This is a genomic window from Mesorhizobium sp. B2-3-12 (genome assembly GCF_006442205.1).
In the GTDB taxonomy this organism is placed as follows: domain Bacteria; phylum Pseudomonadota; class Alphaproteobacteria; order Rhizobiales; family Rhizobiaceae; genus Mesorhizobium.
On the sequence record NZ_VFVR01000027.1, the window covers coordinates 1 to 13,111 of the forward strand.

Here is a 13,111-nt window from a genome sequence, read left to right on the forward strand (position 1 = left end):
GTGCTCGGCCCCTCGCTTGCGGCGAGCTTCGTCTACGTCTTCGTGTTCACGGGCTGGACGCTCTACATCTCGCTCTCGGACTCCTCGCTACTCCCGACCTACGGCTTCGTCGGCCTGGACAACTACGCGTCCCTGTGGGCGAACCGGCGCTGGAATATCGCTTACAACAACCTCTTTCTCTTCAGCGGTTTCTACATTGTCGGCTCGATGGCGGTGGGACTGCTGCTGGCGATCCTGATCGACCAGCGTGTGCGCGCAGAAGCGGTCTGGCGCACGATCTTTCTCTATCCGCTGGCCGTCTCCTTCATCGTCACCGGTACGGTCTGGAGTTGGCTCTACAACCCGACCGACGGTATCCAGGCGATGGTGCGCGGATTGGGCTGGACGAATTTCAGTTTCGCACTCGCCAGCGACCGACACTATGCAATCTATGCGGTGATCATCACCGGTGTCTGGCAGTCGTCGGGTTTTGCGATGGCGCTCTTCCTGGCGGGTCTGCGCTCGGTGGATTCGGACCTCGTCAAGGCCGCGCAGATCGACGGCGCATCGACCTTCCGCATCTATCGCAAAGTGCTTCTGCCGACGATAGCGCCGATCTTCCTGGCGGTCGCCGTCATCCAGATCCAATTCGCCATCAAGACCTTCGACCTCGTGGCGGCCCTCACCAAAGGGGGGCCGGGTATCTCGACCACCTTCCCCGCCATTTACGTCTATGACCTGATGTTCCAACGCGGCCAGATCGGCGAAGGCGCCGCGGCGGCCATCATGATGCTTGCCGCTCTTGCCGTGGTGCTGATGCCCTATTCGTTCTGGGTGGTCTGGCGCCGGCGCAAGGAAGCTGGCCATGGCTGACGTTTCGCTGGACCAGGCGCAGGACCATCACGCTGCCACAGTCGCGGCACGCAGGCACTTCCTCACCCGCTTCGTCATCTATGGGCTGCTGGTCATCTTCGCGGCGATCTACCTGATCCCGTTGTTGGTCGTGGTGCTGAATTCATTCCGCGATCAGCAAGAGATCGCGCGCAACGGGTTGATCTCGCTGCCACGCAGCTTCCGCCTCGAAGCCTGGGGCCAGGCCTGGAGCACCTATTGCATCGGCGGCACCTGCGAGGGCATGCAGCGCAACTTCTATAATTCCCTGAAAATGACGATCCCGGCGACGATCATCTCGACGGTGGTCGGTGCGATGAACGGCTATATCTTGTCGAAATGGCGCTTCAAGGGTTCGGAAGCGTTGTTCACCTGCATGCTGCTCGGCGTCTTCATCCCGGGCCAGATCTCGTTGATGCCCTGGGCGTTCATCCTCGGCAATCTGGGGCTCAGCAATTCGACCTACGGGCTCATCGTCATTCACGTCATCCAGGGCATTTCGTTCACCACCCTGTTCTGCCGCAACTACTACGTCAGCATCCCCGACGATCTGATCAAGGCGGCACGCATCGACGGCGCGGGCTTCTGGCGCATCTTCCGCAAGATCATTCTCCCGCTCTCCTCACCGATCCTGATCGTCACGGTGATCTGGCAGTTCACCGGCATCTGGAACGAATATCTGTTCGGTGTCGTCTTCACCTCCGGGCAGCAACAGCCGATCACGGCCGCACTCGTCGCGCTGACGGCAAGCGGCACGAATGTACGCGCCTACGATGTCATGAGCGCCGCGGTGCTGATCGGCGCGCTGCCGCCGCTGCTGATCTATCTTTTCGGCGGCAAGTATTTCGTCCGCGGCCTGACCCAGGGTGCGATCAAGTGAGGTGCGATCAAGTGAGCGCAGCCTGTCGCATGTCGCCGATCGCCCCGACCGCCAAGAAAGGCATCGCATGTCGACATTGACCATCCGATCCCTGCGCAAGAACTACGGCGCGGTCGAGGTGCTTAAGGGCATCGATCTCGAGGCGCAGAACGGTGAGTTCATCGCGCTGGTAGGACCGTCCGGCTGCGGCAAGTCGACCTTGCTCGCGATGATCGCCGGGCTGGAATCTGTCACCTCCGGCGAGATCCGCATCGACGGCCGGCTGGTCAATTCGGTTGCGCCGAAGGACCGCGACATCGCCATGGTGTTCCAGTCCTACGCGCTTTACCCGACGATGACGGTGCGCGAGAACATCACCTTCGGCATGGAAAGCCGCCGCGTACCGAAGTCGCAGCAGGACGAGGCCGTCAAGCGCGTTGCAGCTTTCCTGCAGATCGAACCGCTGCTTGGGCGCAAGCCCGGACAACTTTCGGGCGGCCAGCGCCAGCGCGTCGCCATGGGCCGGGCGCTGGTGCGTGATCCGAAACTGTTCCTGTTCGACGAGCCGCTTTCCAATCTCGACGCCAAGCTGCGCGTCGACATGCGCACCGAAATCAAGAAGCTGCATCACCGCGTCGGCAAGACGACGGTTTACGTCACCCACGACCAGGTCGAGGCGATGACACTGGCTTCACGCATCGCCGTGATGAACCAGGGCTCGGTCCAGCAATTCGACGAGCCGGCCACGATCTACAACCGTCCGGCCAACATGTTCGTCGCGGGCTTCATGGGCTCGCCGGCGATGAATTTTTTGCCGGCCGAACTGGGCGAACAAGACGGGCACCCCTCCGTCGCCTTGCAGGCCGCCGACGGCAAGACGGCCAGCCTGCCGATCGTCCAGACGCTTGCCTCCGATACGCCGCGACAGCTCTTGCTCGGCATACGGCCGGAGCACATCTACCGGTTTGATCCCGATCTTCAGCGTCGCAAGCCAAGCATCGCTCAAATCAATGCCGTGGTCGAACTGGTCGAACCGACGGGTGCGGAGACCATAGCCGTTCTGCGCCTGGGCGCCAAGGAAATCACCGGTCGTTTCGACCCCGACGGCACGCCCCGGATGGGTGAGACGGTGACACTCGGCATCGACATGGCGCGTGCGTGCCTGTTCGACCCGACAAACCAACGCCTGATCTGACCCAACCCCTGATCTGAAGAGAGTTCCGAATTTGCCCTTTGCCACCTATCCGAGCCTGGCCGACCGCGTGGTGCTGATTACCGGCGGCGCGTCTGGCATCGGCGCCGACACGGTTCGCGCCTTCGCCGCCAATGGCGCACGCGTCGCGTTTCTCGATCTGCGGCAGGAGGCCGGCGAAGAACTCGCACGAGAAGTCGGCGCCACGGCAGCGCACAAGCCGTTATTCATCCGCTGCGACGTGACCGATATTCCCGCGCTCCAGGCGGCGATCGGCACGGTGCGCGACCGCCTCGGATCCGTCGCGGTTCTGGTCAACAATGCCGGCGACGACAATCGCCACCCAGTCGCCGGCGTGACGCAGGAGTACTGGGACCATGCCCAGGACGTGAACCTCCGGCACCACTTCTTTGCCGCGCAGGCCGTGCATCCGCACATGAAGGAGTTGGGCTTTGGTTCGATCGTCAATTTTTCCTCGATCGCCTGGCGCTTCGGCGCGGCCGAGATGGCGCCCTATGCGACGGCCAAGGCTGCGGTGGTCGGGTTGACATTCGCGTTGGCGCGGGCGTTTGGCCCTGACAACATCCGCGTCAACGCCATCGAGCCGGGCGCTGTCATCACCGACCGGCAGAGGCAGCTCTGGTACAAGACGGAGGCGTCGGTCGACCAGGTCGTGCAGCGCCAGCTGATCCGCCAAGTTCTGCTGGGCGACGAGATCGCCCGGACGGTGCTGTTCCTCGCCGCCGACGACAGCCGCATGATCACCAAGCAGTCGATCACCGTGGATGCCGGCCTGCGATGATCGCAAAACTCCCTTCAAAGGATCGCCCCATGATCGAGGTCGGCCTCAACCCCTACGGTCTGACCTATCATCTCGGCCTGCAGGGCCGCGGCACGCCACGCGCCAATCCGAGGCCGGCGGGGCTCGAAGGGTTCATCGCGCTTGCGACCGAACTCGGCGCGCGGGTTCTCGAGATCTGGGTGCCGTGGCTGACCGAGCTTTCCGACGACGCGGTGATCGAACTGCGCGAAAGGCTCGCCGGCCTCGGCATCACACTGATCGTCAGCGGCGGTCTTTTGGTCGGCGAACCGCTCGACGAGGCATTCCGGGCCGCACGCCTGCTGCGGGTCAAAGTCATCCGAACCGCGCTGACGCCGGTTCTGTGTGGCGACCGCAATGCTGCTGGCGAGAAATGGGGCGAGTTCGTCGGTATTATTCGAGACAGATTGAGAGAATGGGGTCCCCGCGCGATTGCCGAAGGCCATGTCCTTGCGATCGAAAACCACCAGGACTTCACCAGCCAAGAACTCGCCGATTTCTGCGCGCTCGGCGGCGAAGGCATCGGCGTCACCTTCGACACCGGCAACACATTCCCGGTCGGCGAAGCGCCGCTCGATTTTGTCAGGCGGATCGCACCTTATGTCCGCCATATCCACCTGAAGGATTACCGCGTGCAGTTCACGGCCGAAGGCTACCGGCTGATCCGTTGTGCCGTCGGCGATGGAGCAGTGCCGTTTGCCGAGCTGTTGGCAATTCTTGCTGAACACCACGATCGCATGACCGCCGTCCTGGAACCGGGCGCGTTGGAGGCGAGGCATGTCCGCTTTCTCAGCGACGAATGGTGGCACGGCTATCCGCCGAAGACGGCACGCGACTTTGCCGCCTGCCTGCGCGCCGCGCAGCGCAATCGGCTGCCCGACGATGCGGACTACCGCACTCCTTGGGAGCGCGAAGACGACGGTTCCCTGGTTTCCTATGAGCTCGACATGATCCGGCGCAGCGCCGCCAACATGCGCAATCTGATTTGATGAAAGTGGAGAAGATCTGGTGACGACGACACGTGAACTCGATGGATTGACCGCCTTCGTAACCGGCTCCGGCCGTGGCTTGGGTCGCGTGATGGCCGAGCGCCTGGCGGAACTCGGCGCCAATGTCGCGATCCACGACATGGACGAAACAGCACCGGCCAAATATGGAGAGTTCGCCAATCTCGGCGAGGTGGTCGAGCGCCTGAAGCGTCATGGGACGAAGGTCACGTCGGTGACCGGCAACATTGGCGACCAGAAGGCGGTAGCCGAGATGAAGCGCAAGATCGAGGCCGATCTCGGTGAGGTGCATGTGCTGGTCAATTGTGCCGGCGGCGACATCGGCGCCAAGGGCGGCAAGCCGAATCCGAACAACGCCCTCGACATCGAACTCGAGGACATCCGCGTGCTCACCGAGAACAATTTGATCGGCACGATGCTGGTCTGCCAGGCCTTCGTGCCGCCAATGAAGCAGCGCGGGGGCGGCTCCGTCATCAACATCGCGTCGGCGGCGGCACATCTCGGCTGCTCGCCCGAGGTCGTCTACTCGACGTTGAAGGCCGCGGTCGTGCACTACACGCGCTGCCTCGCCAAGGAACTGATCGACGACGGCGTGCGCATCAATGCGGTCAGCCCCGGCGCCACCAAGACGGCCCGGTTCCAGGCGACCCGAGTGGTCGATCCGAAGCGCATGGATTCGAGCAGCAAATCGCTTAACCGCTATGCGGAGCCGGAAGAGATCGCCGAGGCGGTGGCCTTTCTCGCCGGTCCGCGCGCGCGCTTCATCAACGGCCAGGTCATCCGCGTCGATGGTGGTTTCACGATCTTTCCAGGTTGAAAGGCCGCGGCAAAGCCGCTGTTCGCGTCAGGATCGAAAGCCGGCGTCGGCTTGCAGACAGCGCAAGAGAGCGGGCAACGCGGCCGGCGGACCATTTCAGGCCGCCGTGCGCGTGCTGTCGCCATGGGACGGGCAGTCGCTGAACACTCTGGCTTGCCGCCAAAACGACCGTCAACTTGGGCGGGTCACATCTGCTGGAGCGGGCTATGCACAACATCCGAGATGCCTGCTTTCAGGCGGTAAAACCCCGATTTCGATGACTGGGATCGGACGCCAAGCCGTTACGCGAAGTCTATCCAGGACCGCTCCCTCCCCCGCTTTGAGGTCTCATTGCCCACGATGTAGACTGCTCGCATGACCTTCAGGCTCATCTTCCTCGGGACCTCGGCCAGCGTGCCCTCGGCCGAGCGCAATCATCCGGCGCTGCTCGTTGAAGCCGGGAGTCAACGGGTGCTGGTCGATTGCGGGGAAGGCACCCAGCGTCAGCTTCTGCGCGGTGGTGCCGGATTCAGGCGACTTGATCGCCTGCTCCTCACACACGCGCATTTCGACCACGTGCTCGGGATTCCCGGCTTGTTCTCGACGCTTCGGCTCCGGCAGAGCGAGGACCTTGTAACCGTTCATGGCAGCGCAGACACGCTCGACGTCGTCGCCCGCATGCTCGCTGGCCTTTGGGGTGAAGGACGCGCGCCGATCCCGCTACAACTCGTGCCGCTTGTCCCCGGACGCGTGTTCGAGGTGGATGAGTTCACGGTCGATTGCTTTCAAGTTCGCCATCGCGACACCGACAGCTATGGCTTCGTCTTCGAGACGCCGGCGCGTCGTCACCTCCGTTCGGACCGCTTGGTAGCTCTCGGTGTGCCAGACGGTCCGATCCGGAGGGACTTGGCCGAAGGACGTTCAATTTCTCTCCCAGACGGCAGGACGATTGCTCCCGAAGCAGTCCTCGGACCACCCGAAGCCGGCAAGAAGCTGGTCATTGTAGGCGACACCGAAACCACCGATGGATTGGCCGACAAGGTGGGCGGCGCCGACCTGCTTGTCATCGAAGCCACATTCCTGGAACGAGATGCGACCATGGCGCGCGACTATGGACATCTGACGGCTGCGGAGGCGGCATCGCTGGCAGCCACCAGTGATGTAAAGCAACTCGTTCTTACGCACATCTCCGGCCGCTATTCCGACGAAGAAATTCTCGCGGAAGCCATCCGGACGTTTACGAACAGCCTTATCGCAACGGATTTGTCCACCCTCACCGTCTGATGGCAGAGCTATGACATTCAGGATTGGCGTCATCTCGGACACGCACGGCTTGCTGAGGCCGGAGGCAGTGCGCTGCCTAGCCGGGGTCGACCACATCATTCATGGAGGAGACATCGGTCGCCCTGAGATCATCGCAGCGCTTCGCGGTATCGCACCGGTTACCGCAATCAGAGGAAACGTGGACACCGGTGGGTGGGCAGTGGAATACGCTGAAACCGAGCTCGTCCGCCTCGCTGGACGAGCAATCTACGTGCTTCATGATCTCAAGACGCTGCAGATCAACCCGGTTGTCCAGGGCATCGATTTGATCTTGTCCGGTCACTCGCACGTTCCAAGGATGGAGACAGTGGATGGCGTGCTCTATTTGAATCCGGGCAGCGCTGGCCCACGACGGTTTAAGCTGCCTGTCACCCTTGCGACCATCGACATCACTCGCGACAGCATGCAGCCCTCGATGTGGAGCTTGGTAAGCGGCTGAACCAATTCAGCGCACCCCTTAACATACGTCCACGCCCATATCCGACGGTCTCCTGGATTTTTCACCAGATGGCCAGGAGCGCCGCAATGCGGAGGGAAGGATATTCCACGACTGGTTAGCTGGAGTTATCGGCGCGTGCGTGTTGGATTTCCGTCACTTCTGGCGAAACGCTGAGTGGAACGATACAACCAGCGGGCCTAAAATGTAGTCGAGTGCCGTGCGTTGCTCGGTAACGATCATGACCGACGCCGGCATGCCCGGATAAAGCGCGATTTGCGGGGCCGCTGCTAATTCCACCGGATCGACCGCTACGTCCGCGAGATAATAGGGAAAGCCGGTCTTGGTGTCGGTAATGCGATCCGCCGAAATGCGGGTGACGCGTCCATGAATTATGGGTATCGAACGCTGCTTGTATGATGTGAAACGCACTTCGGCGGCCATGTCGGGACGCAGGTTCGATATATCCTCGACGCGAACCTGCGCCTGGACGATCAGCGAATTCTCGGTCGGCACGATGTCAAGGATGGTCTGGCCCGGCGCCACGATCGCGCCGATCGAGAAGACGCTCAAATCCATCACTTGGCCATCATAGGGCGCGCGCACTTCGGCCCGGTCCATGGCAGCCTGGGCGGCGAACATCTTGGGTATGAGATCGGACAGGTTCGATTGCGTATCGATCAGCATGGCCGACAATTTGGTCCGGCGCTCATTGGTCAATTGTGCGATCTGGCTCTCAAGTTCGGCTTTGCTCTGTTCGCTGCCGCCGATGGCGCCGAGATTATCGTCGATCAAGCCCTGCAAATCCGAGGCCGACCTTTCCAGTTCCAGGATGCGCGGGCGAGTCGTCAAACCGGCCTTGAGCAGCTTCGACAGGCTGGCCTTCTCCTCGATCGTCGATTTAAGCTGAGCCTGGTAGGATTCGACCCGAGACTGCTTGCCCCGCATCTGCTCCTCGAGCTCGGCAATGCGCCGCTCGAGAATCTGCCTGGCGCCGGCCATCGAGGCGCGTTGGCTTTCCAGGTCGGCGATCTGGTTTGCCATTGCGTCCTTGAGGTAGTCCTCGTGCTCTTTGAGGATGTCCTTGGGAAAGGCAACAGCCTCGCTGCCGTCCAGTTCGGCACGGATCCTGGCATCGGTTGCGCGCAACAGCGCGTATTGCTGGGCATAGAGATTGAACTCGGACCGAATCCTGGTGTCGTCCAGCTTCAGCATTATGTCGCCCTTCCTGACGACGTCGCCATCCTTTACCCGGATCTCCTTCACCGTACCGCCGTCGAAGTGCTGGACGCTCTTGCGATTGCCTTCCACCTTGACGATGGCGTCGGCGAGCACGGCGCCGTTCAGAGGGGCAAAGGCCGCCCAGCCGCCGAAAATGCCGAAAAAGCCCATTATGATCAGCAGGCCGATATAGGCGGGCACGCGGATGGAATCCGGAGCCACGCGGCCGGCCTCGCCGGGCAGGCTATGGTAAGTGAGGGCGCTGTCGCTCATCGATCTCTCCGACCACAGCTCATTGCGTTGCCACCGCCATTGGAGCCGCGCGCTGATTGAGCAGCGCCACGATCTCGTTTCTCATGCCGAACGCCTCGACGGCGCCATCGCGCAACAGCAGGATCTTGTCGACATTCGCCAAGGTCGAGGGCCTATGCGAGACGATGATCACGGTGCTGCCGCGGCGCTTGAGCTCGATCGCGCAGTCGCTCAGCGCGCGGTCGCCGTCGGCGTCGAGATTGGAGCTCGGCTCGTCGAGAATGATCAGCTTCGGCGTTCCAAACACCGCCCGGGCAAGAGCAATCCGCTGCCGATATCCTCCCGACAGCACGGCGCCGCCCTCGCCGATCTGAGTCTCGTAGCCCTGCGGCAGGCGAATGATCATCTCGTGCACGCCGGCAAGCCGCGCGGCCTCGATAACCTCCTGGTCGACATTGGTCTTGAAGCGCCCAATATTGGCGGCGACGGTATCGGAGAAGAGTTCGATATCCTGCGGAAGGTAGCCGATGTGATCACCTAATGCGTCGTGCCCCCATTGCGACAGGTCGGCGCCATCCAGCCGGACCGTGCCGCGACTGGGTTGCATGACGCCGGCAAGGTGGCGCGCCAGGGTCGACTTGCCGGCGCCGGAGGGGCCAACGATTCCGAGCGCCTCGCCAGCCTCCAACCGAAACGACACTTCCCGCAGAAGCACCTTCTGCTGGCTGAGAATTGCAAAGCTTACCTGCTCGACGGAGATCGTGCCGCTGGGCTTGGGCAGGTTGAACGCTCTTTCGTTCCGCGCGCCCCCGTCGACCAGCTTCTCGACCCTTGCCAACGCTGCCCGCGCCAGGATCAGGCTGCGCCAGAGGCCGACGATCTGCTCGACAGGCTGCAGCCCCCTGCCCAGCAGGAGACTCGCCGCGAACATGGTGCCGCCGGTAATCTGCCGTTCGATGACCAGATAGGCGCCGAGGCCGAGGATCAGCGATTGCATGGTCAGCCGCAGAAACCGGATGAGGCCCGACATCACGGCGGCACGGTCGCTTGCCTCCGCCTGGCGCCGCAGCGCCAGGTTTCGGTCGCGCCCCCAGCGGCGGATGAGACCGTCGATCATCCCCATGGCGCGAACGACTTCCGAGTTCCTGAGGCTCATCTCGGTGAAGTTATAGTTGTTCGTCGCCAGCTCGTTGGCCTGCTTCAGCGGCGAGCGCACGAGATACTCGTTGAGCACGGCCATGCCGATCAAGAGCAGCGAGCAGCCCAATGCGAAGAAGCCGAGCCAAGGATGCAGCAGGAAGATGATGCCGATGTAGATGGGCGACCACGGCAGGTCGAACAGGGCGTGGATGCCGCTGCCGGTGATGACCTGCCTGAACGTATCGAAGTCGCGGATCGGCTGGCTCGGCGAGGAGCCGGGCGATGGGGTTTCGACGGACGCGGCGAGGATCTTTGCCGAGAGCAACCGGTCGAGCCGGGCGCTGGCACGCGTCAGGATCCAGGCGCGGACCAGGTCGAGACCCGCCAGCGAAAGGAACGCCGCCAGCAACACCAGGGTCAGCATTACCAGCGTGGTTTCGCTGCCGCTCGTGACAACGCGGTCGTAGATCTGCAGCATGTAGAGTGGGGAGGCGAGGTAAAGCAGGTTGATCGCCAGGCTGAATGCCGCCGCAAGCAGGAAATAGCGGCGGCATGCCCGGAGCGCATCCTTTACAATTCGAGACTTGTTATCCACTTCCAGAACCCCACTCGATACTCGTCAGGTCAGGGAGCGCCACAGCCGGCGGCCGTTTTCGCTCACACCACGAAGTCGCTTGAAATCGCCCCATTGCCGATGCCGGTCAGCGTGAATTCCGCCGGATTATACGAAACGACGGTATGGCCCTGGCCGTCATCGGCAAGCCTGAAGGCGTTCGCATCATAGCTGCCGACCAGATGCAACGCGGTGCCATGGGTGCCATCCGAAACGGTCAGCGTTCCGCCGCTGCCATCCTGGTTTGCCTGATAGACGGCCGTCGTTCCCGCACCGAACAGGATGTCCCTAAGGTCCAGTCTGTCATCATTGGTGATGCCGCCGATCCGTCCGCTGTAATCGAAGGAATCGTCGAGTTGCAGCGTGCCGGCAGCGTCGTGTCCGAAGGTGACATCCGTCGACGAGGCGCCGCCGAACTCGAGCTTGGACAGATTGCCGATCGTGGCATCGCCGTCGCCGGTAACCTGGCCGTGGATGACGATGTTGCCGCCATTGGCCCAGAGCATGCCTGAATTCGCCAGGCCGCCGGTGATCGTCAGACCGCCGGAACCCGTTGCTTCCAGCGTTCCGGAGTTGACGACGACGCTGCCACCGGTGTCGATGACCAGCGCGTTCGAGCCCGAGGCGATGATTGTCCCCCTATTTTCGAGGCTCAGCATCCCGCCGCCCAGTTGGCCTGCACCGGAGATCGTGTTGTCGATATTGACCAGACTGACGTCCGGCCCGGTGCCGGAGATTATGTTGGCGGCGCTATCGGACAGCAGGATCTGCCCGCCGCCCTGCAAGGTCACGCCGTGCTGAATGACCTGCAGCAGCGTATCGCCGCCGGTCGAGTCGAGCGAGATCAGGCCGCTGTTGTTGATAATGCCGCTAAGCGGCAGCAACGCGCCGTCGCCGATCGTCATGGTGCCTGAATTGTTGACCACAGGCGTCTGGTCGAAGACGAAATTGCTAGCGCCAAGCGTTGAGGAATGCACGCCTTCCAGCGTGATCGACTGCCCGTCGCCGAGCGCGATCACCGCATTGCCGTTGGCGTCGTCGGCGATATGCGACTGGAGGTCGGCAAAGTCTGCCAACCCGTTATAGCCGATGAGGTCGATCTGGTCGGCTGCCGCGTCGAAATTGTGCACGGTGTCGGCGCCGATCGGTTGCGAAAAGACGAAGAGGTCGTTGCCGTGAGAGCCGGTCAGCACGTCGTCGCCGGACCAGGCAAAGATCGGCGATCCCGGAGCGTAGGCCTCGACATTGTCGGCGATCGACGCGCTGCCCACGGTGCCGTCGGCGTTGATCCAGGTCAATTGCACGTCGAGCACCGCGGCGCCCACGAAATTGGCCGGCGTTGTCACCGTCAGTTCGTGGATGGCGCTGGACTGAACCGTCCAGGATCCATCGGCGTTGTGCGTCGCGCCGTCGATCGTCCAGCCGGTAGGCACGTCCTTCACGGTGACGGTGATGAGCGCGTCCTCGTGCGAGGGGTCGGTCAAGGCGAGATTGATGGGCTCGCCGGAGGTGCCAGCGGGCTTGAGGCCGCCTTGGGTCGCGGCTGCGTTTGTATGACCTGCGTTATCCGAGAACGCTCCAGCATCGATAGTAACGCTGTAAGTTGATCCGTTGTTGCCAGAACCCTTATTTACATCAAACGAATACGTTTGTGTCGCCGCATCAAAATGGCCGCTGCCAGCAACTATGAATGCGTCATTGGTCGCATTCGACACATGGATTGCCGATGTGATGTCGACGAAGTTTGCATGTATGTTCGTGGTATTGAAAGTTATTTGAGCTGTGCTTGGACTGTTATTACTTGATTGCTTGCTCGCAGCGACCGTACTGATAAGCGTGTTGCTCGCCTCGTCTGTACCGTTGACGGTGACGGTGACGGTCTGGGTATCCGACGCACCGTTATTGTCGGCGCTTTGGACAGTATAGGTGAGCGTCAGGGACTGACCGGCAGCAAGGTAATCGAATGCCTGCGTGCCGGAGTTGAAGGTCCAGTTAAGGTTGTGGGTGTCCGCAGGATTGGCGGCCAAGCCCGATATCGGCGAAACAGCCATCATGGCAAGAAGTTGGGCCGCGTTTGAAGTGAGACCAGCCGTCGTTCCTGACGCCACGACAGCTGTGACCGTGGAACTGACAGTGTCGGCAACATCGGCATCGGTCACCGTCAGCGTGCCCGATCTCGACAGGCCGGCATTGGTCTCTGTCAGGGTCGCGGACGCTGTGTCCGGCGTCCCTGTCGCCACAAGATGTATATCTGGAGCATCATTGGTGCCGTTGATGGTCACCGTCAGGTTGGAGCTCGACGTGCCGCCATGGTTGTCTGAGTTGGTGTAGCTGAAGACGTCCGTGGCCGTGGCGCCTTGAGCCAGTGCCTGCACCGAGGCCAGGGCGTTGTTGAGCGTGTAGGTGTAGGTGCCATCGCTGTTGAGATGCAGCGTGCCATAAGTGCCGGCGAGGTTGTTGCCGACATTGGCGGCCGAACCATTGACGGCGGTGACGCTGTGCGTGTCGCCAGTGTCGACATCGCTGTCGTTGCTCAGCACATTGCCGCTGACCGGATTGGGTGCTGTGTCCTCTTTCACCGA

11 protein-coding genes are annotated in these 13,111 nt (G+C 62.0%); 8 read left to right on the forward strand and 3 right to left on the reverse strand.

The annotated features are described in order from the left end of the window. From FJ948_RS29850 to FJ948_RS29885, 8 genes are all read left to right on the forward strand, one after another. Positions 1-852: sugar ABC transporter permease (locus FJ948_RS29850; protein ID WP_246677659.1), on the forward strand; the 852-nt coding region annotated here is incomplete at its 5' end. Further along, positions 845-1,750: a carbohydrate ABC transporter permease gene (locus FJ948_RS29855; RefSeq protein WP_140710858.1), complete on the forward strand. Its 906-nt coding sequence runs from the start codon at positions 845-847 to the stop codon at positions 1,748-1,750. The genes FJ948_RS29850 and FJ948_RS29855, both read left to right, overlap by 8 nt. A gap of 67 nt (positions 1,751-1,817) precedes the next feature. Continuing rightward, the gene (gene ugpC / locus FJ948_RS29860; protein ID WP_140710860.1) at positions 1,818-2,924 is read left to right on the forward strand and encodes a sn-glycerol-3-phosphate ABC transporter ATP-binding protein UgpC; all 1,107 of its coding nucleotides are present in this window, start codon (positions 1,818-1,820) and stop codon (positions 2,922-2,924) included. 31 nt (positions 2,925-2,955) lie between these two features. Continuing rightward, entirely contained in the window at positions 2,956-3,723 is a 768-nt protein-coding gene (locus tag FJ948_RS29865) for an SDR family oxidoreductase (protein WP_140710862.1), read from the forward strand. 29 nt (positions 3,724-3,752) lie between these two features. Next, entirely contained in the window at positions 3,753-4,730 is a 978-nt protein-coding gene (locus FJ948_RS29870) for a sugar phosphate isomerase/epimerase (protein ID WP_140710864.1), read from the forward strand. A 19-nt stretch (positions 4,731-4,749) separates the two neighbouring features. Further along, complete coding sequence (locus tag FJ948_RS29875; protein ID WP_140710866.1) at positions 4,750-5,565, forward strand: SDR family oxidoreductase; 816 nt, start codon at positions 4,750-4,752, stop codon at positions 5,563-5,565. Between the two features lie 354 nt (positions 5,566-5,919). Beyond that, on the forward strand, positions 5,920-6,828 hold the full coding sequence (locus FJ948_RS29880) for an MBL fold metallo-hydrolase (RefSeq protein ID WP_140710867.1): 909 nt from the start codon (positions 5,920-5,922) through the stop codon (positions 6,826-6,828). Positions 6,829-6,838: 10 nt separating this feature from the next. After that, complete coding sequence (locus FJ948_RS29885) at positions 6,839-7,306, forward strand: metallophosphoesterase family protein (RefSeq protein WP_140710869.1); 468 nt, start codon at positions 6,839-6,841, stop codon at positions 7,304-7,306. Between the two features lie 153 nt (positions 7,307-7,459). Here FJ948_RS29885 and FJ948_RS29890 read toward each other — a convergent pair whose 3' ends face one another. The 3 genes from FJ948_RS29890 to FJ948_RS29900 form a co-directional block, all read right to left on the reverse strand. Continuing rightward, a complete protein-coding gene (locus FJ948_RS29890) occupies positions 7,460-8,797 on the reverse strand; it encodes an HlyD family type I secretion periplasmic adaptor subunit (RefSeq protein ID WP_140710871.1) in 1,338 nt (445 codons plus the stop codon). 19 nt (positions 8,798-8,816) lie between these two features. After that, the gene (locus FJ948_RS29895; protein WP_140710873.1) at positions 8,817-10,511 is read right to left on the reverse strand and encodes a type I secretion system permease/ATPase; all 1,695 of its coding nucleotides are present in this window, start codon (positions 10,509-10,511) and stop codon (positions 8,817-8,819) included. 62 nt (positions 10,512-10,573) lie between these two features. Next, on the reverse strand, positions 10,574-13,111 hold a 2,538-nt coding region (locus tag FJ948_RS29900), incomplete at its 5' end, for a VCBS domain-containing protein (RefSeq protein ID WP_210242296.1).